Genomic DNA, 24,218 nt, shown 5'->3' with positions numbered 1-24,218 from the left:
GTGCCTATTTCAGAGAGCCTTGAGGATTACCTGAAATCTGTGTATCAGATACAGATCGAGAAGGACTTTGCACGTGTGAAAGATGTCGTTGAGATCCTCGGCGTGAAAACTTCCTCTGTGATTTCTGCTTTGAAGAAGCTGAGCGAAAACGGACTCGTCGACTACGAAAAGTACAGTTACATCAAACTTACTCAGGCGGGACTTATGCAGGCCAGTCTATTGTTCGAGAAACACAACTCTGTCAAGACCTTTCTCGAAGCAGTTCTGTATATCGAGGGTAGCAAAGCGGATGAGCTTGCACACGGTCTCGAGCATCATCTGAATCAGGAATTGCTGACGAAAATGGAGGCCGTAACGAGGTTTTTCGCTGAAAACCCTGATCTTCTAAAAAAGATGCAGACTTACGTTGACGATTATGAGAAGGAGTCACAAGTAACTCTCGATAGGCAAAAAAGCGGAAATGTCTACAGGGTAGAGGCCGTCAGGGGTGATCCTGAGCTGAAGAGACGTCTGTTAAGCATGGGAGTGCTTCCGGGAACAGAGATTTCGCTTGAGGCTATCGCTCCTTTGGGAGATCCTATCGAGATAAAGGTGCGGGGATACAGACTTAGTCTTCGTAAAGAGGAGGCGAGGGCCATTGTCGTCGAAAGGATCTGAGAGATTCTTTCTCAACAATGTTCGATGGGGCCGCTGCAGAATAGTAGATCTTTCAGGATGCGAAACGCAGAAATCCAAACTGCGAAGCATTGGCCTTATTGAAAGCGCCGTTGTTGAAGTTATGAGGGGCTCAGCGGAGGGGATGTTGATTCTTCTAATTGGGGAATCTCGGATGGGTCTGAGCAACTCTCTTGCAAGCAGGATAGTAGTGGAACCTATAGACGAAAGAATCCGCTTTGTAGATGGAGGGGAGGAGAACAATGCCGTTAAAGGGCGCTTCGGTAGAAGAAGACGTTATAGAAATCGCACTGGCTGGTAATCCCAATGTGGGGAAGACAGCGGTGTTCAATGCTCTGACAGGGATGCACCAAAAGATTGGAAATTGGCCTGGAGTTACGATAGAGAAGAAGGAAGGAGTATTTTCATTCGCCGGAATAAAGGCGAAAGTAGTCGATTTACCGGGGATATACGGCTTGAATGCCTTTTCATTAGATGAAAGAATCTCCCGTGACTATCTGGTGACCAGCAAGCCCGATCTGGTCTTGTCGATAATCGACAGCACGAACCTCCAAAGAAACCTCTATCTGACCCTCGAACTCATTGAAATGGGTCTAAACATCATTGTGGTTCTGAATATGCAGGACGAGTTGGAGGCTAAGAACATTTCAATTGACACGAAAGGCATGGCCAGAAAATTGGGAGTGCCGGTCGTTATGATTTCCGCGCTGAAACATACTGGTATTAAGGATTTGAAAGAAAAGATTGTCGATTATAGGGGAAAGATCTCGTCCAAAACAGAGAGGAAGTTTAACGACCAGAGAATAGAAGAGGCAATCAGGAAGATAGAGTCACTGGTATCGCATTCAGATATTTGCAATGAGCTAGACCCCAGATGGTTATCCATAAAACTCATTGAAAGGGACCCCGAGTACAAATTGGTTCTTGAAAGAGCTTCAAGCGGCATAAAGGGCGCAGTCGATCAAATCGTTTCAGACCTCGAAAAGAGTGTTGGAGAAGCTTCTGTAGCGATCGCCCAAGAAAGGTACAGATTCATTCAGGAGATAGAAACAGACTGTGTGAAAAAAAACACTGTTCGCGCCGATTTCACAGATAGACTTGACAGAATACTCACCAACAGATGGCTCGGAATTCCAATCTTCTTCTTTCTGATGTGGCTCACCTTTCAGGTAACCTTTACTGTCGGGAACTTCTTTCTCGAACAGATAGAAATCGGCTTCGAATGGCTATCTGAATCTGCAACTTCTCTGCTTGCCGGAAACGTGCCGGAAATATTGGTCTCTCTTGTTTCGGACGGGATTATCGGAGGTGTGGGAAGCGTAATGGTCTTCGTTCCTAACATCTTCTTCTTGTTTCTCATGATCGGGGTTCTAGAATCGTCAGGATACATGTCCAGGGCTGCATTTGTCATGGACAGGCTGATGCACAAGATTGGGCTGCACGGCAAATCTTTCATACCTATGATAATTGGATTTGGATGCACAGTTCCTGCAATTATGGCTACAAGAACCCTTGAATCGAGAAAGGATCGGCTGATCACTATTCTTGTTTCGCCTTTCATGTCATGCAGCGCGAGACTGCCGATCTATCTTACCTTCACCGCCATATTTTTCTCAAAACATCAAAGTACCATTGTCTTCAGTATCTATGTGATCGGAATAGTAGCCGCCATTGGAATGGCGAGGTTGTTCAAAAGTACGATCCTTAAGGGGGAAAGCTCTCCGTTTGTGCTTGAGCTTCCACCGTACAGGCCGCCAAGGGTAAAAGAGACTCTGAGATTTGCGGGAAGCAAGAGCCTGATGTTTCTCAAGAGAGCCGGTACAATTATTTTCATAGTTGTCTTGGTGATTTGGGCTCTGGCAACCTTCCCGGCTGGAGTGGAGTATGGTTCCAGAGAAAGCTATGCAGGCGTTATTGGTTCGGCTGTTGCTCCCCTCATGAAGCCGATGGGAATTGATAACTGGGAGAGCGGGGTCGCAGTTTTAATGGGAGGTCTCGCAAAGGAAGTTGTGGTTGGGACTTATCAGACGCTAATAGGAGAAGGGAACCTCGAACTGACCTTGAAGGAGTATTTCACACCACTCTCGGCGTATGCCTTCATGCTTTTCACATTGCTATACATGCCATGCGTAGCGGTATTTGGTGCAATCTGGAAGGAAGCTGGAGTCAAATGGGCCCTTTTCACCGCTATTTATACAACTGTATTTGCATTCATTGTGGCTACTCTCGTATTTCAAATTGGCAGTTTGTTTCTTGGTTGAGTAATCGTATTACATTCAGTGCCCAATTACGAATGGTTGCCATTGTAAATCTAAAACTCATTTGCTTCTAACATGGTAAAGGATTTCGCGTAGTGCATGAAAGAAAAGCACTCGATCGTTGGAAATTGATTCCCGCGGAATTGATTCAAGACTGAAGTCGTTTTCAGCAAATGGCTCTTCGTGAAAAACTGAGAATTCGTAGCAAACTGCTTGTATAGATGCCGACAGTATTTCATTGTGAGATGGTCCTGGCTTTTCGACATCGTTTCAATAGTCTTTGCTCTTATAAATAGGGTCAGACTCCATTTTCACTGCTGCGAATACTTCAGGAGATCGTTGAGAAATCGAAAGCAGAAACAGGATAGGAGGCAACGCCATGGAATTAAATAAATCTGCGAGATTATTCCGCTATGGTTCACATGAAAGCCATCTTTGTTTATCTATAAAGAACGAGATGCGGAAACAAGCTCAGAATGATGGATTGTCGCTCTTTCATGCCAGCAGCATGAAACAGCTCTCCACATCATACGGATTTACAGGACCGAGCATTAACGAAATGGAAAGAAACGGAATTCCGAAGCACTAAGGATTGGGAACTACTTCCGATATCGGAAGTAACTTCTGCCCCCGGAAGTACTTCTTCTGGAGAAAATCATTGACAGACTCAGTTTTTGCAGAGGCGCTGTTGTTCGTGGTACGTGGTTGGAGGGATTCCGTGGTTGCAGTTTCGAAAGGACAAGGTTATGCTGGTTCGAAGTTTAACATTGCATTGTTCGCCGGTGAGAACCGTGAGCAATAGTATCAAGATTCCGACCAGGAGCTTTGTCGGAATGACGGAATCTAGCCTTTTCGTGTTTTCGGAATTAACCGTTAGTTGTCATCCCGGACTTGATCCGGGATCTGGTTCCAAGAACGAACAACCTGGACGCGTAGCGTCGGAACGAAGAACCGGTCTTCTCGGCGGGGACGGGGGACCGTTGACGGACAACGTTGTCTTCATCAGCGATCAGCGGGTCCTTGCTTTTAGGCGTAGCGCGGTTCTTATACTTGCAACTTGAAGGCCAAAAAAACTCAGATTCTAATTCCTGCTTTCTATGCCTTTAGCTAAGAAGCATAGTACTCCATGCCAACGAATATCTCACTTTTCATTCAATGTCACGAGAATCATATCGATCTCGCACATCTCTTACCGATCTCTTCCATATCCTGAAGTACTTAGCACCTATGTTGAATTTCTTGACAAACTCCATGTATTCCGGCCAGATAGGGACTCTGTAGAACTCGCTGCGGCCTATGCCTCCGTTTATGACATATTCGGGAAGAGGGTTGTCCTTGTAGAAGACTGACCGCGCGAGTATCTGACCTCTGTTCGTGAAGTTTGTCCAGTTGCAGCCGAAGGCTTCCCCCGGCTGGATTATGGCCAGAATCTTAGGGGCCATTCTGTTTTCCAAATAAAGCGCCTGATAAGCTGCGGCACCGTCCGCACATATGAACAGCAGCGAGAACCTGGAAGGATTATGGTCTTCACCGTACTCCTCGGTCCTCTCGAAGATGAACCATTCGGCGAAGGGCCTCTTGAACACATCCGAATAATGGTCGGGCCGGTGGAATTCCGCACGGCCCGGGGCGACCCTGATCCTCCAGCCGTTCGGCGCGAGCTGGCCTTCGCTCAAGGAAAGCTGACGGAGGACTCTGTACCCCCTGAACCCATTGTTGGCGACCTCTTCGAGCAAGTTCTCCCTGCTTATGGAGTAGTCTACATATACGAAGCTGTAGACATTTCCCAGAAAGTACTCGACGGGGTGTCCGTCATAGCCGCAGGCCGGATAGTATAGGGAGTCTTTCAATACGTCATGAATGACGAATTTCACCGGGTTCTTTATCCAGTCGGGCATTTCGGCCTTCGTCACCTCTTCAAACATCGGAATCACTCACTTCGCCGGTCGAAATGTCTTTGTTCGGAGATCCGCTCTCACCAGATCTTTGTGTCCTGATTGCCTCGACCGGGAGCCTCAGGGCCTGTATTATGCGCAGGGGTAGAAACTCCATGAAAAGGTGCTTTGTGGCTTCTCTTATGAGAAACTGACCGTAGTCGCCCCTGAGAATGTTGAAGACCTTAATAGGATCGTATTCGCCAGTGACTCTGAAGACTATGAGATTGCCTGAGGGCAGTATCGAAGCGTCTGAAGGAATCTCGGCTACCAGCCCCACGGTAGATATGTCGTTTCTTTTGTTGAATATGATGTCGTTCTTTCGTAGAAGCGCTTTCTCGGTTGCCTTTGGGAGATCTCCCGTATACTCCTCGAGAGAACTAAACTGTACGATGCCGTTGTCATCGACCTCCAGACGAGGGTATTTGTAGACCTTGCCGTCGTACTTTTTTCCATCGGCTTCATTATCTTCAAGCAGGTCGGCTCTCCAAGAATTGCGCAAACGGTTGGATTCAAAGAACTCACCGATGGAACCCAGATCGACTGTCGGGGAAGTGAGAAACGTCTCGTAATCCTCGGGCAACTGGTCTATCTCTACAGGTATTATCGGGTAGTCGGCCGGAACCAGAGAATAGCCGCTCTGCTTTATCGTACTAATAGGGAGTAGCGCGCATACTCCGCTTTCGCCTTTCCAGTCCTTGAAGTTTCTCATGACTGAATCCAGCAGAAGATTCTCCTCTCTCACTTCGAAGCAGAAGGGCTCTCTGCCGTCGCTCCTGGACACCGCCATGAAGACCTGCCCTTTCCTGATGGCGGGCTTTGCCTTGTTGAGGACCATCAAGCAGCAGTCGTCGTTTCCGCCGTGAACGGCTCCAAGGGGTAGTTGTACTACGGCTTCAAGCCAGTCGTTGTCTATGATTTCCTTGTTTCCTTCTCCCAGTGCTCCTCTCGTGATCAGCGTCACGAGCTTCCCGTCATCCTTCATCGAGCGCATTCCGTGGGTTATGAAATCCCACTGGCTGATGAGACCGGATGAGATATCTAGAATGTTTCTGAGAAAGAAGTCTGTCTTAATCTCCTGCAAAACCATTCGCTCGCCTGTAGGAGGCTCGATAATCACCCTGTCGTAGCCTTCTTCCACATAGAGAGTCTCTTTCGACGGCTTCATGAGCGAATCACCCCTTACGAGCATAGAGACGTCGATCCCGAAAAGAGAAAGGATAATCCTTGTGAGCCGCCATTTTCTCGGGTCGATTTCAAGACCGGCGAAGGAAGTGTAATCGAAGCCTTCTCTCTTGAAGATCGTGTAGAAGGCCCGTCCATAACCGAAAGCGGGGTCGTAAACTGTCATTCCGGGTTCGATCTCGAGCAGATCGACCATCATCTCGAGGATTTCCATCGGAACTATCATGTCCGAATAGAGAAGATTGGAATCGATCGCAATGGTGAACATGCCCCTATACAGGGGATCTGTCAACAGATCTATGTCCCTTACTGAGAGTTCGTCGATCATGCCGTCGGCAAAAGCGCAGGTTCTGTGGAAGAGCGGCGAGTCTTCTTTGAAGGCCGCGCTCATTTCTCCCTTGAAGTCCATGAAGGAAAATTCGGGATGCTCGACGATGAGTTCGGATATTGCGCTCTCCATGAGATCGGCCCTCTCCTGTCCGCTCTTTCCGAAGAAAACGTACCTCCAGAATACGTCACTGAATTTGACGTTCTGCGAGAGTCTCTTGAGCAGCATCGAGGTCCAGAAATACTCTATCGCCTTTTCCGAAAGCAGCCGGTTCCGCTGACCGAGTTTGGAAAGAAGATACATGAAGTTCTGCACGCTACCTGGAAGGCCCATCATTGCTCACCCTCGTCGACCGGCACTGTCTTCGCAATTCGGAAGCCGATCATCGAGTCTGCAGTTACTACACCAATGTTACGGAACGAAACTGCCACTGTTAAAGGATGGTCAACTGCGCTTCCGCCACGAAGAACCTTCCATTGATCTGTTTCCCCATACGGGTTTATCTCCAGTCCCTCCGAGTATCTGTCGCTGTTGTCGCTGCACAGTTCCCAGACGTTGCCGGACATATCGTAAAGCCCGAGTTCGTTCGGGCTCTTCAACCCGACCTCTCGAGTTCTGTCGGTTGAGTTTCCGATATACCAGGCGACCTCATCGACGTCGTTACTCCCGGCGAAGACGTATCCTTTGCTCTTTTGGCCTCCCCTGGCCGCGTATTCCCATTCTGCCTCGGTCGGCAACCTGTAGCCGGCAACTCTTCTTAAGTCGCTCGTGTATGAGCCGTCGCAATCAAGCAGTTTTCCCAATTCATCGTACGCCGGGGGCAGGCCTTCCTTTTCGCTCAACCAGTTGCAGTAAGCGATGGCTTCGAACCAGTTCACACGCACGGCCGGCTTTCTGACATTCGGGAAGTATCTATCTATGAATTCTTCTGTGCCCGTTTCCCTGCAGAACCTCGAGTACTCCTGACACGTGACGGGGTACTTGCCGATATAGAAATCATAGCTAAGTATCACATAGAGGGTCTTCCGCTCTTTTCCGTTTTCTCCCTCCCATACCTCGCTCATCTCGAACTCGCCCTTCTCGACAAAGACGAGTTCGTTTTCCGGGGACCTGTGAAGGGCGGGCTCTCTCTGCTCAATGACCGGCAGATTGATATCTACATTTTCTTTATTCTTGATTAATTGCTTTACCCCACTCCGCTCAATGACAGGTGGGTTGAGCCTTGCGGGGTCTCCCGAGAATTTCCAGATAGTGACGCAGAAGTTAAACCCGTTGAAGTACTTCTTTACCCTGTGCGTGTATTCGGGCCAGGGGTTCGTAAAACCGGACATGCCCACGATGTACTCCGGTAGGGGATGATCTGGATAGAAGATAGACCTGCCGAGTATGCTCTCTCTGACGCCGAACTCCGTCCAGTTCATGCCGAAGCCGTATTGCGGGATTACGATGATTTTTGGAGCGATCCGGTTTTCTAGGTACAGGGCCTGGTAGGCAGCAACAGCCTCGGTGTTGAGAAAGAAGAAGGAAAAGCGTTTCGGGTTGTGCGTCTCGTCGTACTCTTCGGTCCTCTCTAAGATGAACCATTCGGCGAAGGGCTCTTTCTGGATTCTAAGCCACGAGTTAGGGTTTCCATCTCCTTCGGCCGGTAGAACCTTCTTCCACGAAGTATTCAGAATCTCTCGATGTCCTGCGAAGTAAGCTCTCTCGCGGTCTTCACGGAAGTGATCGAACCTCCCCTCTCTCCGCGGATCGTCGTCGCGGTAATACCAAATCAGCGCGTCCCATCCACCGGGATGGAGTCTGTACGGGTCTATCGTTTCATGCAAGATAGGCCTGTAACCTGTGAAGCCGTATTCGGCCATATCCTGCATCAGATCTTCGCGGCTTATGTAGTAGTCGATGTACACGAAGCTGTAAGCATTTCCCATGTAGCACTTGACAAAATGACCGTGAAGGCCGCTTGCCAAGTAGCAGAGAGAGTCCTGAAGTATATTCCTTATGTCGAACTCCCCGGGGTTTCTGATCCATTCCGGCATTTCCATTGACGGTATTTCCGTCATCAAACTAACCACTCCTCCTTATGATTTTTTCGCGATCGAAATCGCTACCCGGATTACCGGGCGATTGTATTTTCTGCCCTCACTACAACCGCACAATGGGATTGTCACTGGATCGGAAACGAGAGAATGTCTTATGGGTAGATATTTTGCGGAGCTGAGTGAAATTGTTGTTCGGAATATCCGATGCTCAATAAGCTACAAGAAAGACAGCACCGGTTGGATAGAACGGCGAACGGAAATGTTCGTGTGGGATTTGAACTCTGAGAGTCGACTCAAAAATACATGATGTCTGTGGTTTCTACATTCTATACACGTATTTGATTTCGATAGGGTATGACCAACAGTTGGAGATCTCGATTAAACGGTAATCAAGAAGCGGAATGGATTCACATCTTGTCGGTACGGATTGTCTAGTCAACACAAGTTAATTATACAGCAACGTCAATACTAGTAAGTTACGACATTATATCTATAATTATCGTATATTCATTACGATATGTTTGCTTAATTGCCGCGGATGACCGGCATAACTCGTCTCTCTTCTTGGAGAGAGCGTCCCCTCGTGGAATTCGAACAGTCTCACAGTACTGGAGCTGTGGATGTGGGGCCGATCGACTCTACCCCAAGTGTAAGCGGGAACTTCCAACTAGAGTGTCCACCAATTCTTCACTTCTTACTGACGATATCCGGTATCCTTATCTCTTCCAGTGCAGTGAGTCTCCCGCCGCTGAAGAAAATGCCTATCTTTGCCTTATGAATAGAGTGCTTTCCATAATCGCTTCGCAGAATCCTGAGCACTTCAAAGGGATCGTACTCTTCCCTTACTCTCAGCGCAATACAGTCTCCCGGAAGCATCACCACCTGATCGTCAGCGATATCTCCCACAATGCCTACTCCGCAGGACCCAGGTTCAACGCAGATTACAATGTCAGACTTTCTCAGGGCACTGGATTCTTCGACTTCCACCAGACTCCCGCTATGCCTGGTCGAGCGGCTCAAGTCTATTAAGCCTTGCGCATCTGTCGCCACTCTGTCCAGAAGATAAATTCTATCTGATATTTCATGGCCATGAAGCGGAGTCTTCGAGACCGTTCTGCCCTCACGGTCATAATCGATCCATCCATGGCTTCTGCCGACTATGAACTCGCCGATTTCTTTGAGTTCGATCATCGGGGCATTGATCAGCTCTTCATAGCTTACATCCTTTCTCCCGGACAAACCCGCAGATATCGCATAATCACGCGGTTTCAGCGTGTACCCGTTTGCCGCTATAGTCTGAATCGAGACTATGCCTGTTCGATTCGGTTCCGATAGCCATTCTCTGTACTGCTTTGTGATTTTCGACGGCCATTCGATGGGGTTCCGTATATCGAACCAGTCGATCCGCCTCTCCGATTCGGGCACCAGCAGCACTTTTCCCTTTCTCTGATCGGGCTTGGATTTGTTTATTACGAGAATGCTCGTCTCTCTTCGAAGGAGATTGCCCCTGCCCACCGGAAGCTCTATCACTGCCTCCAGCCAGTCGTTGTCGATTATCTCTTGCGCCGGCTTTCCCAGTTCTCGAGTCTCTATGAGGCTTACCATTTTTCCTGTTGGCTTGAGACATTCGATGCCGCGTCGAATGTAGCTCCACTGACTTCCCGGAACTTTGGATACCTCCAGGTTGTCTCTTGTCAAATATCCGGTCTTGATTCTATAAGAGAGAATCCTCTCGCTGGACGGCGGTTCGATTATCACCCTGTCGTATTGTGAATTCGACAGGAGCGAATCGTCTTTAGGCCTGATTAGCGGATCTCCTTGCTTAAGATTCACCGCGTTCAGCCCGAGAAGAATCAAAGCGATCTTTCCGATCCTGTGCTTATACGGATCTGCCTCGAGGCCCGCGTATTCGAGCTCCTCTCGGGGGTTGTTCTTGAAGATGCCGTAAAGGATCCTTCCGAACCCGATCGCAGGATCGTAGATGCTCATCCCATGACGGACATCCAGCAATTCGACCATCGAATCGATTACCTGCGGGGGTGCCGCCGAATCTCCTTCCAGCAAATCGGATTCCATGGATACCGAGAGCAAGGCCTCGTAAAGAGAGCCGCTTTTGTTGAAGATATCTACCATCGCCAGTCGATCCACGAACGAGTCAGCGTAAGTGCATGCCTCTTGAAGCAGTTCCGGACCTTCTCTAAAGATCCATACGTACTTTCCCTCGTACTCGATGAATCTGTACCTCGGATACCTGCTGATCATCTCTTTCAACGCCTTCTCTATCAGCACTGCCCTTTCGATGCCGCTCTTGCCGAAAAGAGCGAACTCTTCGAAGAGATCAGTGAAATTGTCGCGGTACGACTGTTTTCTCAGCAGCATATTTGTCCAGAAGTACTCGATAGCCCTTTCCGAAAGGCTTCGGTCATGCTCTCTCAATTTGAACAGCAAATAAATGTAATCTCTCGCAAAATTCTCAAGATCCATGCCGGGCCTCCTTCTATTTTTGTTGTGCAGATTAGGAACGCTTACAATGACTCTATTAACCTTGACTCCACTCCCTTCTCCTGAACGTCTTCCCCTGCGATTCACTTTTCCTGCAATCGGAAACTCCAGAAGGCCGAAACAAACCAGACCATTGGCCTGAAGTGTATTCAAGTCCAGGATGCGCGTCGGCGTCAGTCTGACATATTAGTACGTGCATCGAGAATTGTAGGTCTATATGATTAGAAAACGATAGTCTGGAGTTCAACCCGGAACCATTGCCGGAAGTAAGGCCTGCCTGAAAGACAAAGGCAACAACATTGCTCCAGGTCGGGTATGTTTTCTTCGAAGCGAGTTTCTCTGGAGTGTATAGCATCGGCTAATGATGTTTACAAAGGTAACGGCAAGCCAATTTATTTAATTATATCAGGAGTGAGAAACGCTTTGTTTACGTAACTGAAAACTGTACAATGGTAGTAAAGTTGAGATTTTTATTTGGGGGCAGTTCTTGAAAGGTATTCTTGTCTGTGGAAAAGAAGGCAGAAGAAGAAGCGATTACTTGCTGCGGAAACTCCAGGAAAACTACAGCGAGGATCCCTTCTCGTTTCTCTTCGTCGGACCCTCTTCATTCTTTCTGCGAACTATAGAAGATGCCATGTTGAAGAGAGGGCTTTCGATTGCCGCCGGGCAGTTCCTTACGGATAGATCTCTGGCTCTGAAGATCGCGAGGGAGATGTTCCCGGATCGCACGGCTGTTCCCGAAAGAGGCGAACGAATAGAGATCGCGAAGGCCTTCGAAAAGATCAAGAATTACTATCCGTCAGAAAAGGCTACGGCTTACTTTCATGAGGCGATCGTCGTCTTGAAGGAGAATCTCGGTAATTTCGAGATGGCTTTCGGTAAGGAAGACGCCGTTCCAAAGGTTCTGAAGGAAGTTTATGGAGAGCTTCAAAAACACTTCGAAGAGAGGAAGCTTTACGATTCCTACGATGCACTGAGACTGGCCGCAGAGCAAGCAATTCTCGAAAAAGGCGATTTCGGAAAGACCCTATTCATAGACGGCTTCTACGATTTAAGCCCGGCAACCAGGGCTTTTATGAGCAATATTACGCGTTTTTTCGACGAGGTCTATCTCTCATGCCCTGAAGACGGTGATAGAAGGAATCTGTTCAGGGAGAGTCAGACCGTTTCCGATCTCTTCGAGGGCTCTGACTTCGAGACGATCGATGTGGATCTAAGCGAAAGCGGCTCACTTACGAAGGTAAAGGAGATCCTGTTTTCGGATCGGGAAGAATTGAACGACGCAGGGTGTGAAAGCGCGGAAATCGTCGAGTGCAACGATCTGTACGGAGAGGTCGACTTTGTTGCCAGGGAAGTGAAAAGAGCGATAGCGAAGGAAAGACTGGAGCCGGAAGAGATCGAGATAGTGATTCCCAATAACGATTACTGGAGGGTATTGAAGAAATCGCTGAACGATTTCGGGATCCCTGCAGTTAGCAAGAATTCGGTTTCCCTACTCGAATCGAAGAGCATCCAGACCCTTCTACTGCCGCTTGAAGTGGTATCCGATTCTTTAGAGCCTTCGGGAATCCTCGAAATGATAGATGCCGGTTACGGGGACGGTTCTCCCGAGAAAACAGTCGATGCGGTCCTCTTCGAGAAGGTGGCGGCTAAGGCCGGTCTGCTGTACGATACATCTGCCGCCACAACAGAGGGTGCAAAAAAGGTTTGGCTGGAGAAGCTCGACAATTACAAACGTTTTCTCGGTGCGAAGGCCGAGAGTTTGACCTCCAACGACGATCTCGATGAGGACTTTTCTGCTCTGTCCCAAATCCAGGAGATAAGAGATGAGATCCAGTTCATAGACGTTATTGCAAAGCCCGCTGTCAGAAGGGTTTTTTCACTTCTGAAGAGTATAGAGAGAAATGCGGCGATGTCTGTCTTGAAATACGAAGACTTCTTCAGAATCTGTGAAGAAAGGCTTGGATTGAGAGAGCTTCTCGGAAGCGAGGAAAAGACATTCGCATCTGAAAACATTGCCTGCGTGGATCAATTCGTTGAAAGAGCCGTTCCTTCACATGCCGGGATTCTCGAAGCTATGGAAATCACCGAGTACGATCCGGAGAAGTACTACAAATCTCTCTTGAAGTATCTGGAAGGAGAAGCTCTACGGGGCGAGTCCGACATGGGCGGTGGAGTAGAAGTCCTCTCACTGATCGACTCCCGATACACTTCGAAGAAGGTCAAGTACTTCATGGGGTTCGACGAGGGCAATTACCCGGTTCTCTCTCTCAATCCACTCTATGCAGACGCGCAGTACTCCGAGCCCAGAGCCAAGGACATTCTGGGCATTCAGGAGAACAGACAGAAGCTGGGTCTTTTTCTGGCGATAAGCGGCGCACAAGAGAGGCTCTGCATTACTTTCTCGAATTCCACGGTCGACGGGAACGTGTTGATGAAGTCACCTTATGAAGGATCGATTCTTCGAGCATTCGGCAAATCCGAGGCCAGACCGTATGGCCGTGTAGAAGGGAAACGCACCGATCTCGTGCCCTCGCTGTCGGAGGCCATGAGCCAGTCCGACTACAAGCTTTCGATAGCCAGTATATTCAAGGAGAGCCCCGATGAGTGGCAGAGACATAAAGACTCGGAAACGGTCGCCACTTTGGAGAAGAACCTGAGCTCGATTACAAACGACTTTTCCTTCAAGGTCCCCGGCGTGAAGGCAGTCGAGGAGCTGACGAAGAAGTGCATAAGCTTCTCTACGATCGGGACCTACTGCAAGTGCAAATTCAAGTATTTCTTGAACTATGTGCTTGGGTTACAGCCTGTTCCGGAGGAGATACTCGAGCTTTCATACATGGATGCGGGAAGCGTTTTTCATGCCGTTCTCAGCGACCACCTCGGGAGGGGCGTTTCTCTTAACGAAAGCCTCGAGAACCACCTGAAGAGATATTCCGGCAGCGTGAACAAATCGCTTTTCAAGAGGCGGTACGATCAGATGTTCAAGATACTCACAGAATATGTGAATTACGATCAATCGGAGGAGACCAGGGCCGGCAGGACTGTATTCCGTACGGAGCTCTCCTTTGGGTTCGACACATCCGATTATGGCCCATTGAAGCTGACCTCCGAAATTTGTGTACACGGAATCGTAGACAGGATAGACACTTGTGAAGACGGTACGCTATTTGTCATTGACTACAAGAGCGGTAAGAACCCGGGATCAGCGATGGCCGAACAGCTCATACTCTATTCGATGGCAGTCGAAAACGCCTTTTCGAAAGAGAACAAAATGCTGAGCGGAGGAGAATTCAGACTCATAAAGGGTAAGAAGAAAGCTAACAATTTTTCGATCGATCACTCTTCGGGTGAAAGAAAGTGGAAGTTCGACGGCAAACTGAAGTTCAAGATTTGCGAAACTGCTGAAAAGGGGAAGATTTCGGACGAGGAGTTTATTAGAGCTGTGGAAGAGATAATCAAGAGAATCCAGTCGGGCGATTTCTCCATCGAGACCTGGAAAGGAACAGCATCGAATTGCTACAAGTGCGAAAATGAAGGAATCTTCAACATTCTGAAATGGAGACAGAAGGGTGTGCCAACCGATGGATAAGAACACATTCATCTCCGCTTCTGCAGGCACCGGCAAGACTTACAGGCTGGTAGAGGAATACATGAAAATTCTTCGCTCCGACGAAAAGCTGGGCATCGAAAACATCCTTGCGATTACCTTCACTGAAAAGGCCGCTGCTGAGATGAAGGAGAGAGTTGCGAAAGCGATACTGAAGCAGATAGACGAAGCAGCCAGCGAAAGCGAGCGGGTGAGATGGAAAGAGATAAATTCAAGGGTCATGCACGTCTGGATCTCGACTATCCACTCCTTCTGCGCGAGAATCCTCAGAGAGTCCATTCTGAATACGAATTCGGATCTAGATCCTGGATTCTCGATCATTACCGGAACAAAGAAGATACTGGAACTTCAGGCCCTGGGAAGGTTCTTCTCGCGCAATCTGGATTCTCTCGACAAAATGATAGACATCTACGGTCTGGACAAAACTCACAAGATTGTCGAAGAGTGCCTCTCCAAGCAGAGACACAACATGTATCTTTACAGCCCCAATGATAACAAAGACACTTCAGAGACCGCCGAGAAAATATCGAAAGCGACAGCTGTCTGCCACGAAGCATTCAGAAAGCTCAACAGTGAATACGAGGAACTGACTTTGAAGAAGGCCCAGCTCGACTTCGAGCAGTTGCTGGAAGAGACAAGGAAGATGCTGAGCGACAATACCGAAATAGCTAAGGGTTATTCCAAGAGGTTCAAGTACATTCTCGTAGACGAGTTTCAGGATACGGACGAGCTTCAGGCAGAAATAATAAGTAAGTTGACGGCTTCGGAGAATGTGAAGGTGCTTTTTGTAGGGGACGACAAGCAGTCGATATACCGGTTCAGGGGAGCGAACGTCGAGATCTTCAATCTCACAAGAAGGGAATTCGAAGAAAGTGACGACGCTACGGACACTCTGGGAAAATCATACAGGTCGCATCCGGAGATCGTGAAGTTCCACAACGCCTTCTTCAAGAAAGTTATGAACAATGAGATGCTTGAGGCATTTGCTTCGAAATACGGCAAAGATGTCGAGGCCCTGGAGGTTCACGGTGACAAGAGAGAAAAGAGGGTAAGAATACTTGAAAGCAAAGATAAAGACCACGCAGGACCCGTAGCTGCCTACATACGTTCGCTTCTGGATGAGGATCTCGATTTCAGAGAGGAAGAAGTTGTCGTAACGCGCAAGATACGGCCAGGGGACATAGCCATACTCCTCAGGAAGTTCAAGAACGTCGAGCAGTATCAGGAAGCGCTTGAATCAAACGGGATTCCTTACTATACGGTCGGCTCCAGAAAGTTTTTCCAGAGGCCCGAGATAGCCGGGCTGATTGCATTCGTCAGTTTTCTCGGCAATCCCGCAGACGACAGGGCCTTTCTGTCATTCTTCCTTTCTCCCGCATGGGGAGGTACGCTGCAGGCGGCCGTTAGACTCAAGGAGAAATACAGTCACTTCTATGACTGCATTATGAGGAGCGAAGATGAATCCTTCTCCGATCTTCGCACGATCATAACAAGGTATTCGCGCCTGGCAAGACTTTTGAAGCCGGGAGAGATTCTCGACTCCTTCGTCGGAGAGACGGACTACCTTCCGAAGATGACGCTCCTTGCAATGCCCGAGCAGTGTCTGGCCAACGTGATCAAATTCCTTCAAATATCCAAGCAGCTAGACTCCCTGGGGATAAGCTTGAGGGAGTTTTCGAGGAACATCAAATTGTATTCCGAAGAGGCAGACGAGGGTGAGGCGGCTCTGGAAAACGAGAAGAGCGACAGCGTGAAGATAATGACAGTCCACCAGGCAAAGGGGCTGGAATTTCCCGTTGTGATCGTTGCCGAGATGTCGGAGAGTCCGAGGAAAGATACCCCTTCATTGCTCTTCGACACTGCCACGAAAACCTTCACTCTTTACAGCAAGGAACTGACGAATGACGGGCTCGACATGTTTTACAGAGCAGATCTGCGAAAACAGACCGAAGAAGAGAAGAGAACCCTCTATGTAGCCCTGACGAGGCCCCGGGAAATTCTTGTGATGAATGTCGACAAAGAGGCCATGGAGAAGGAGCTGAAGAAGAATAAAGACGATACGAATGTCGGCTGGTTGCCTCAGATAGCGGCTGGCCTTTACAACGAAGAAACGGGACAGCTTGAGGAAGAGCTCGAGAACCTGGTTACATTTGTCAAGGCCCCGCCCGTTGCAGAAGGCGGGGAAATTCGACGCGAAGAAACCGCTTGGAAAGAGCCCGATATTGATTACATGAAGCGCTTCGATCATCTCAAATTCCGGAGAGTCGTATCCCCGACCACGCTCGACTTCGATGAAAAACCGAAGGAGATTCTCGAGATCGACAGTATCGAAAGGACTTCGCGAGCCTCAACAGCAGAAGGGCTTTACGTTCACAGGATCTTCGAACAGCTCGGCAACCCGGCTGGAAGACCAAAGGGAAAGAGACTGAATGAGATCCTGAACGATCCTGAGCTTTCAAGAGGGTCGGCGACCCCCGAGAGGGCAAAGGAGATCCTCCATCAACTGAATGGACTTGGCAATCACGATATAATTCGCGAAATCGAGAACTCAGAGGCTTGTAGAAGCGAAGTGCGCTTCGAGAGAGCCTTCGGAAAATTCATACTGGCGGGCGTAATCGACAAACTCTACAAGACGGCTGAAGGCTGGAAGATCGTCGACTTCAAGCTGGCCGAAAAGAGAGATGAAATGCTTGTCAGATACAGGTTCCAGATGGAGTTCTACCTGTATTTACTGAAGAATACGCTCGACCCCGTTTCAGCGACTCTTCTGTATCTAAAGGGCGGAGATACGGAGACGGTTACCCTCGAAAACACTCGCGACTTCGAAATCAGACTCGAAAGTCATGTGACCCATCAAACAGGACAAATCTGAAGAAGAATTTCTGAACGGAGTTGTTGCACTAAACACACTTTAAGACGGAGAGCTTTATTGCCTGCGAAGTGAGACTCCGTTATAGAAGGAGTGAGCTCTTTGAATGGGAAAGTGAGAGAACGTCTGTCAGAGCTGGTGAGGACACACGGGAAAAATATTCTCGATCAACCGGATAAAGTCGAAGCCTTGCTAGAGGCCTCCTTCGAGAAGTGTGAAACAGAGACAACGGCTGTCGCAACCGCTCTGAGAGAGGGGCTGCTTAACGAACTCCTGAGAAGTGAGGATTCATCTGAACAGATTGCTGCAATTACAGACTTTTCCCAACGACTAAGAGACAACTGCGGCATTGATGAAGAGGTTGCGACCTGGGCCGCTGAAAGCATAGCGCTGGCGATTGGGAAGCTTGTGCCGGACGGAAATGATCCTTCCGAAATAAAGACTGCCAATAGAGACGAACTGGTCTATGTGAAGGGTGCAAGCGTAGGTCTCAACGAGACTTTCGCTCGGGTAACAGATCGGGATTATCTGGAACCCTCTTCGGCTGGCGACGCCGTAGGCTTCCGCATATGCAGAACGGCCAGCGAACAATCCATACTTCTGTGACGCGGCAAAAAACTCGTTACTCAATGCACTTTTCATATAACTTACAGACTGAATCGCTACCTCGGAAAAGGGAGATGGAAAGATGACAACCTACACTGCGCAGTTCTTATACTGCAGAACGCGCTCATAGAAAGGAGGAATCAAATCTGGAGTGAATTTGTTTCTTTCGGAAAACAGCAGGCCTACTACTGAAATGAATCTGCATCGCGCCGCACAAAATAGAATTTTCCCCTGAAATCACCGATTCTCAAACTACCTGCTGAAAACACGTGAGAGTGTTATCTTCGGGAACCAAACAACTGGAGGGATCGAATTATGACTGGTGCTGATACGCTTGTGTATAACGGCATAAGGAAAACGATAAACAGATTCAGAGAGAATCCTTTCTTTTACTTCACAGAGTCGGATATCCATGCGTCTCTTCACAAAGATATCATGGAGGGAGGCAGCATAGAGCTTGTTCACAGGGAAGAAGGGATAGCTGTTTCCCTTGTTCATCTAGAATATCCTACCAACTTCAGATATGAAAAACGCAAACTTCTTGAGGGATATGGTAATGATGTGTCGATTACATCGATCGATAATGAAGCTAAATACGGTGATAGAGGCAATTTCGATCTCGTTGTTCTAAACAGAGAATTCATCTGTTCTGTATTCGAGACACTTCATGATGGCGAAAATCCACAAGATGCTAACCTCGAAACGATTCTGAAGCATGTGATAAACAAAGATGCCTCGCTTTCGATAGAAAGGAAGCATAAAGATGATTTGACGTATAAGAAAGAAGTGCAGTATGCCATTGAGGTTAAGTTCATACATCCCTTCAATGCGAGAAACATAAATATGCTCGAAGAGGTGATCACAGACAATGAGAAACTAAGATTGGCCACCGAACACTCTGATGGTTTCGTCAAAGCCGTGAACCTTGTTTTCTGCAGCTCACAGGAGAAAGTCAGATCCGATAGTGCAAAAACTGTGATTAAGAGAATAAAGGAATACATCGAAACTGGAAGTATCGTACACAAGAACATACAGTATAAGGTTCCTGAGGCTTTGCTAAATGTATTCATCGATTCTCATCTGGATGAGTCGAGAAAAAACACGGACAAACCCATTTCCTGGCCAGCCAAAGGCAGCACGAATTTAGGAGATTGGAGAAATGAACTGATAAATACGATAATAAGGTAATTATCTGTTCAAGATTTCTCTCTGTGACGCACTCACCTTTTACAACGAGGGAAAACATGAACGTTGTCTTTTGGAGAGCACTGGACAAAATCGGTGAGTAGCCCAGGGGGATTTCACCCCCAACCATCCGGGGACGTAAGGCTGGCTTAGCCAGGAGGTAGAACCTTTCTAGGGGCAGGACTTTAGGTTGCATGAACTAACTCAATTGGTCATCCTGACGAGCTCTTGGTCAGGATCTGGTCTTTGATCTTATCGGAGGACGGGTCCATGATCTGGGACGAAGGACCAAGGACGGCTCTTCACTCGACGATGATTATGCCTGACGGGTTCTTCGAAAAGCGTCTGCGTATCACAGGTTCTTCAGACTACTCTTTGGTCACCGTGAAAGAGCACTAGAGATCGATCGGATTTCGCCTCGTCAATTAGAGCTTTGGTGAAGCCAGATCTGCTGAAGATAGCGTACTCCTTCTCTTTGAATTCATCCCATCGCGGCAGATTTCCCCTTTCACGCAATGCTGCAAGAATATCAGTGCCGAGGGGCCTTTCACTCCACTTGACTTCTCCCAATAATATTCGTTTCTCTTCTCTGTTCATGCCCACCAGATCGATTTCAGCGTTTCTATCCCACCAGCGACCAATCTCGAAGTAATTCGTTCCGCTAATCCACATGACAACACTGCGCGCGAAATCCTCATATGTGAGCGAGAAGAACTGGTTTTCGGTATCTTTCAGGATGCTCAACAGTCTTTCCCTCTGATCGGTGAGTATGAGATCTTTGTAATAGAAAACATAACGGAAGTAGAATCTGAAGAAGTTGTCTGCTATTCTGTATAGTCCCTTCTTGCTTTTAAGCGGATCTTCACCCACTGGTACTTCTTTCTCGACTATGCCAAGAAGATTGAGAATGGAGATATATTTCATGATGCTACTTTTGTCGATACCGGTTTCGTTTATTATCTCGCCCAGTTTTCTCTTTCCGAGCGAAATTGCCCTCAAAATGGCGAAGTAGTTTCTCGGTTCTCTGAGCTCCTCGTTCAGAAGAAACTCGGCTTCGGCAAACAACACCTCGTTCTGGTTGTATATCTTCTCCATGACATTTCCGTAGTAGTCAAGATCGCTGTCAAACTGCTCAAGATAGAACGGTACTCCACCAAGAGTGCCCCATATCTTGAGTAAATCGTCAAATTCGTATTTCTTCTTGAAGAACTCGCCGATTTCAAAGAAGGTAAATTGTTTGAGAAGAAGCTGTCCAGTTCGCCTGCCGTAGAGCGGGCTCTTATAGCTCAAGACACTGTTCTCCATTACGGAGACGCTCGAACCCGTGAGAATGAGAAAGACATTCGAGTTTGACAAGTATTCGTCCCAGCCCTTTTGAAAAGACGAGATAATGCCCGGTTCTCTTTCTATAAGGTAAGGAAACTCATCTATCACGAGTATGTATCGATCGTGCTTGGAGGCAAGGTACTTGAACAGCATCTCCCAGTTGGAGAATCCGGCTATTATGTCTTCGTCGAAGAATTCAATAACCTTCTCGGAGAGCTTCTTCAGCTGAAGATTCTCCGGGAGTTTCTCTGCCAGGTAATAGATCCCCCGCTTCTTCCTCAAGAATTCCTTTGTGAGTTCTGTCTTTCCAACTCTCCTTCTACCGTATAGAACAAGCAGTTCCGGTTTTCCCCTTTCGAATCTCTCCTCGAGATAGGCTAATTCCCTCTTTCTGCCAACAAACACAATAATCACCTACTTATTCTACTTTACAGTATTATACTATATAGTATATTGATAGCAAATCATCTTCGTATCTCTCTTTTATTGTGGATAATTGCTTCAGTATCGTTCCAGGACATTTCGGGGATTTGAAAAAGGAAAAGAGTTGATTTCTCGATAAACATAAGGGCTGGAGGCCTGTTCTAGAGCTCAATGATCGCAAAAATGGGACTCGATTTTCAAAGCCGTTGTTAGTGGTTGGTCAGGACCAAAGAATAGGAGCTTGACCGAGTTCATCAAGAAGCATACGAGATTCACTGATCAGAACACTCGCTTTGTCAGCTGACTGGATCCTCAAATAAACAGGGTCAGACTAGATAATTCTCATCCGGGCAACATCTTTCTCAGTACTGGAAACGATAGTCTGCTCTTCTTTGCAGACAGTATCTTGCGAAATGACGCGATAAATTGTGTCTCCCTTTTGATCACGAACTGGATGTTGGGCTTAATCCCTGAAATAACACTGGATATTGTCTCTAGATAAGGATAGTCATTTGAAGAACATGCTTTCATTAGCCGAGAGTGCGACGCCGACATCGAAAGCACTGCCGCGCCTTAAGATACCTCTGCGAGAGCTTGAGTGGAGGAATGATTATAGAAGGCTGCCGCAAATCACCAGGTGCAATCGCCAAAAGCTTTCAGCAACAGGAACTTACAGAATGAACTTGCCTTTGTGCAGTATGTAACAAGTGTTATATTAATCGTATGAGTGCATTGCACAGCTTGCCGTATATTGTTTGAGTCTTCACGTGCTTACTCCAGGTGTCAAGCCTCGTTTATGAACGTGGCATATGAAACTGGAATTGCTTGTCATACAAGTTAATGGAACAACTCAGGAGGTGAAGGGATGAGGAAAGGCATGATGCTAACAGTCTGTATTCTGATACTGGCTATCTTAACATTTGCAAATACCGAAAAGGCTGTGTCGGCAGAATCTGAGGATTATTTAGTACTGGTTGAGAAGGGCAGCTTCACGATGGGCAATACGTGGGAGGATAAAGACAGTAATGAAAAACCGACTCACGAAGTGGAGTTCACATATGACTTCTATTTAGGCAAGTACGAAGTAACGTACGATGAATACGATGCCTTTTGTGCAGATACAGGCAGGAGTAAACCCGAGGACCTGGGCTGGGGAAGGGAAAGCAAGCCAGTAAATAATGTCAGCTGGTGGGACGCGATAGCATATTGCAACTGGCTAAGCGAAAAGGAAGATCTCCCAATAGCGTATGACGATGAAGGTAACCTTCTGGACAGATACGGCATGATAATTACTGATCCGTCAAAGGTTGTTGGATACAGGCTACCGACGGAGGCAGAGTGGGAATATGCAGCCAGAGGCGGAAACAAGAGCGAGGGATACAAGTATGCAGGGAGTAATGATGGCCGTGACGTTGCCTGGTACACTGTAAACATGCAATTCATGCCACAGGAAGTTGGAAAGAAAGCACCAAACGAGCTGGGTCTTTACGATATGTCTGGTAATGTTTGGGAGTGGTGCAGCGACTGGTTTGGAGAGTACTCCAGTTCTGCACAGACAGATCCTTATAACGATAGCGGTTCCGACAAGGTTGGGCGTGGCGGCAGCTGGAGCCACAGTGCCAGAAGTATACGGGTAGTGAGCCGTAGAAGTGATCCCCCCACTTACACAGACTATAATATTGGTTTCCGTATCTGCAGGACGTTTTTCGAGCCGGCGCTATGACCTTTTTCGAGTCCGCAATACAAGGTATGCCTTAGTGACAGGGAAAGACTTGATTATCTGTATCTGGGTGCATCCTTCTCAGTACTGGAGACGATAGTCTGCTCTTCTTTGCAGACAATATCTTGCGAAATGACGCGATAAATCGTGTCTCCCTTTTGATCACGAACTTGATGTTTGGCTTAATCCCTGAAATAACACTGGATATTGTCTCTAGATAAGGATAGTCATTTGAAGAACATGCTTTCATTAGCCGAGAGTGCGACGCCGACATAGAAAGCACTGCCGCGCCTTAAGATACCTCTGCGAGAGCTTGAGTGGAGGAATGATTATAGAAGGCTGCCGCAAATCATAAGGTGCAATCGTCAGAAACATTCATCGTCGGGAACTGACGGAGCAGAGTTTAACTTTGTATTGGACGTAAAGGTGCTATATTAGTTAACGAGCGCATTGCACTATATGTTGCATGTTACCTTGGTCTTGCCGTGCTATTTCGAGTGCAGAGCCTCACTCATGGAGGTGGGGAATGAAGAAAACGGTGCTTTTTACACTCTGAGTTTTGTCTCTGGCGGTTCTTACGCTTGCAAGAAGCGGAGAATTCGTGCTGGTTCAGAAGGGCAGTTTCACGATGGGCGACACCTCGGGAGATGGATATAGTGAAGAAAAACCAACCCATGAGAGGTCACGCTTACGTACAGCTTCCAAATAGGCAAGTATGAAGTGACTTTCGACGAGTACGATGCTTTCTGTGAGGCTACCGGAAGGAGCAAACCCGGCGACGAAGGCTGGGGAAGGGGAACCAGACCAGTAATCAATGTAAGCTGGAACGATGCTATAGATTACTGCAACTGGCTGAGTGAAAAAGAGAATCTCCCTAAGGCGTATGACAATGACGGCAACTTACTGGATAAGGATGGAAAAGTGACGCCTGATCCGTCAAAGGTAGTCGGATACAGACTGCCGACTGAAGCTGAATGGGAGTATGCTGCAAGAGGCGGGAACAAGAGCGAAGGATACAAGTATTCCGGGAGTGACAATGTAGATGACGTATCCTGGTATTGGGAAAACTCTGAAGGGCATACTCACGATGTTGGAACTACTCCAACCCGGCACAAGAATGTCCAACCCGCCGAATCAATTCGGCATACTCACGATGTTGGAACTACTCCAACCCGGCACAAGAATGTCCAACCCGCCGAATCAATTCGGCATACTCACGATGTTGGAACTACTCCAACCCAACGAGCTTGGAATCTATGATATGTCTGGTAATGTATGGGAGTGGTGCAGCGACTGGTTTGGAGAATACTCCAGCTCTGCACAGACGAATCCGTATGGCAACGGCGAACCATGTTTCAGAGCGATCAGCGGGTCCTTGCTCTTAAGCGTACAGCGGTTCTTTTCAGCGCTCAGCGAGTCTTCGTTCTTAAGCGTACAGCGGATCTTCGGTGGACGGCGGATCGATGACGGTTGACCTGAGAGGCTTCCCTGCGAAGCAGGCATTGCTATGATGCTCTTCAGTGCATTGCGTCCCACCGAAGGTGGCATTACTTCCGCC

16 protein-coding genes are annotated in these 24,218 nt (G+C 47.9%); 11 read left to right on the top strand and 5 right to left on the bottom strand.

Going from position 1 to position 24,218, the window contains the following annotated elements; genetic code table 11:
* The 4 genes from RJ60_RS13545 (at position 1) to RJ60_RS13525 (ending at position 3,994) form a co-directional block, all read left to right on the top strand.
* Complete coding sequence (locus RJ60_RS13545) at positions 1-657, top strand: metal-dependent transcriptional regulator (protein ID WP_146028933.1); 657 nt, start codon at positions 1-3, stop codon at positions 655-657.
* Positions 638-976, top strand: a complete 339-nt coding sequence (locus RJ60_RS16595; RefSeq protein ID WP_103135073.1) for a FeoA family protein — start codon at positions 638-640, stop codon at positions 974-976. Before RJ60_RS13545 ends, RJ60_RS16595 begins: the two co-directional genes overlap by 20 nt.
* A complete protein-coding gene (gene feoB, locus RJ60_RS13535; RefSeq protein ID WP_258006345.1) occupies positions 918-2,936 on the top strand; it encodes a ferrous iron transport protein B in 2,019 nt (672 codons plus the stop codon). Before RJ60_RS16595 ends, feoB begins: the two co-directional genes overlap by 59 nt.
* A gap of 830 nt (positions 2,937-3,766) precedes the next feature.
* A complete protein-coding gene (locus tag RJ60_RS13525; RefSeq protein ID WP_146028932.1) occupies positions 3,767-3,994 on the top strand; it encodes a hypothetical protein in 228 nt (75 codons plus the stop codon).
* An 87-nt stretch (positions 3,995-4,081) separates the two neighbouring features.
* Here RJ60_RS13525 and RJ60_RS13520 read toward each other — a convergent pair whose 3' ends face one another.
* The 4 genes from RJ60_RS13520 to RJ60_RS13505 all read right to left on the bottom strand — a co-directional run bounded on the left by RJ60_RS13520 (position 4,082) and on the right by RJ60_RS13505 (position 10,903).
* Complete coding sequence (locus tag RJ60_RS13520) at positions 4,082-4,858, bottom strand: hypothetical protein (RefSeq protein WP_103135069.1); 777 nt, start codon at positions 4,856-4,858, stop codon at positions 4,082-4,084.
* On the bottom strand, positions 4,851-6,716 hold the full coding sequence (locus RJ60_RS13515; RefSeq protein WP_103135068.1) for an N-6 DNA methylase: 1,866 nt from the start codon (positions 6,714-6,716) through the stop codon (positions 4,851-4,853). The genes RJ60_RS13520 and RJ60_RS13515 overlap by 8 nt, the downstream gene beginning before the upstream one ends.
* Positions 6,713-8,440: a formylglycine-generating enzyme family protein gene (locus RJ60_RS13510; RefSeq protein WP_258006349.1), complete on the bottom strand. Its 1,728-nt coding sequence runs from the start codon at positions 8,438-8,440 to the stop codon at positions 6,713-6,715. The genes RJ60_RS13515 and RJ60_RS13510 overlap by 4 nt, the downstream gene beginning before the upstream one ends.
* A gap of 666 nt (positions 8,441-9,106) precedes the next feature.
* Complete coding sequence (locus RJ60_RS13505) at positions 9,107-10,903, bottom strand: class I SAM-dependent DNA methyltransferase (protein WP_103135067.1); 1,797 nt, start codon at positions 10,901-10,903, stop codon at positions 9,107-9,109.
* Between the two features lie 505 nt (positions 10,904-11,408).
* On the opposite strand from RJ60_RS13505, the gene RJ60_RS13500 reads away from it, so the two are divergent.
* The 4 genes from RJ60_RS13500 (at position 11,409) to RJ60_RS13485 (ending at position 19,194) form a co-directional block, all read left to right on the top strand.
* Complete coding sequence (locus RJ60_RS13500) at positions 11,409-14,513, top strand: PD-(D/E)XK nuclease family protein (protein WP_103135066.1); 3,105 nt, start codon at positions 11,409-11,411, stop codon at positions 14,511-14,513.
* Positions 14,506-17,403, top strand: a complete 2,898-nt coding sequence (locus RJ60_RS13495) for an exodeoxyribonuclease V subunit beta (RefSeq protein WP_103135065.1) — start codon at positions 14,506-14,508, stop codon at positions 17,401-17,403. Before RJ60_RS13500 ends, RJ60_RS13495 begins: the two co-directional genes overlap by 8 nt.
* Positions 17,404-17,502: 99 nt before the next feature.
* On the top strand, positions 17,503-18,006 hold the full coding sequence (locus tag RJ60_RS13490) for a hypothetical protein (protein WP_103135064.1): 504 nt from the start codon (positions 17,503-17,505) through the stop codon (positions 18,004-18,006).
* Between the two features lie 315 nt (positions 18,007-18,321).
* A complete protein-coding gene (locus RJ60_RS13485; protein WP_103135063.1) occupies positions 18,322-19,194 on the top strand; it encodes a hypothetical protein in 873 nt (290 codons plus the stop codon).
* Between the two features lie 360 nt (positions 19,195-19,554).
* On the opposite strand, the gene RJ60_RS13480 is transcribed toward RJ60_RS13485, so the two are convergent.
* Positions 19,555-20,922, bottom strand: coding sequence for an ATP-binding protein (locus tag RJ60_RS13480; RefSeq protein WP_103135062.1), 1,368 nt, complete (start codon positions 20,920-20,922; stop codon positions 19,555-19,557).
* 883 nt (positions 20,923-21,805) lie between these two features.
* On the opposite strand from RJ60_RS13480, the gene RJ60_RS13475 reads away from it, so the two are divergent.
* From RJ60_RS13475 to RJ60_RS13465, 3 genes are all read left to right on the top strand, one after another.
* The gene (locus RJ60_RS13475; protein WP_103135061.1) at positions 21,806-22,663 is read left to right on the top strand and encodes an SUMF1/EgtB/PvdO family nonheme iron enzyme; all 858 of its coding nucleotides are present in this window, start codon (positions 21,806-21,808) and stop codon (positions 22,661-22,663) included.
* Between the two features lie 717 nt (positions 22,664-23,380).
* Positions 23,381-23,920 carry a formylglycine-generating enzyme family protein gene (locus RJ60_RS13470; protein WP_258006344.1) on the top strand — a complete coding sequence of 180 codons (540 nt, stop codon included), beginning with the start codon at positions 23,381-23,383 and terminating at the stop codon, positions 23,918-23,920.
* Positions 23,814-24,134: an SUMF1/EgtB/PvdO family nonheme iron enzyme gene (locus tag RJ60_RS13465; protein ID WP_308410920.1), complete on the top strand. Its 321-nt coding sequence runs from the start codon at positions 23,814-23,816 to the stop codon at positions 24,132-24,134. Before RJ60_RS13470 ends, RJ60_RS13465 begins: the two co-directional genes overlap by 107 nt.
* Positions 24,135-24,218: the final 84 nt, after the last annotated feature.

The sequence above is a fragment of the Mesotoga sp. B105.6.4 genome (genome assembly GCF_002896535.1).
In the GTDB taxonomy this organism is placed as follows: Bacteria; Thermotogota; Thermotogae; order Petrotogales; family Kosmotogaceae; genus Mesotoga.
The sequence above is the reverse complement of the archived record's forward strand: the minus strand, read 5'-3'. Positions and strand labels throughout refer to the sequence as shown.

What these genes read in the sequence shown, in the direction of transcription:
- feoB (WP_258006345.1), top strand. Translation starts at nt 918, where the DNA reads ATGCCGTTAAAGGGCGCTTCGGTAGAAGAAGACGTTATAGAAATCGCA.
- RJ60_RS13525 (WP_146028932.1), top strand. Translation starts at nt 3,767, where the DNA reads ATGACGGAATCTAGCCTTTTCGTGTTTTCGGAATTAACCGTTAGTTGT.
- RJ60_RS13520 (WP_103135069.1), bottom strand. Translation starts at nt 4,858, where the DNA reads ATGTTTGAAGAGGTGACGAAGGCCGAAATGCCCGACTGGATAAAGAAC.
- RJ60_RS13515 (WP_103135068.1), bottom strand. Translation starts at nt 6,716, where the DNA reads ATGATGGGCCTTCCAGGTAGCGTGCAGAACTTCATGTATCTTCTTTCC.
- RJ60_RS13510 (WP_258006349.1), bottom strand. Translation starts at nt 8,440, where the DNA reads ATGACGGAAATACCGTCAATGGAAATGCCGGAATGGATCAGAAACCCC.
- RJ60_RS13505 (WP_103135067.1), bottom strand. Translation starts at nt 10,903, where the DNA reads ATGGATCTTGAGAATTTTGCGAGAGATTACATTTATTTGCTGTTCAAA.
- RJ60_RS13495 (WP_103135065.1), top strand. Translation starts at nt 14,506, where the DNA reads ATGGATAAGAACACATTCATCTCCGCTTCTGCAGGCACCGGCAAGACT.
- RJ60_RS13485 (WP_103135063.1), top strand. Translation starts at nt 18,322, where the DNA reads ATGACTGGTGCTGATACGCTTGTGTATAACGGCATAAGGAAAACGATA.
- RJ60_RS13475 (WP_103135061.1), top strand. Translation starts at nt 21,806, where the DNA reads ATGAGGAAAGGCATGATGCTAACAGTCTGTATTCTGATACTGGCTATC.
- RJ60_RS13465 (WP_308410920.1), top strand. Translation starts at nt 23,814, where the DNA reads ATGTTGGAACTACTCCAACCCGGCACAAGAATGTCCAACCCGCCGAAT.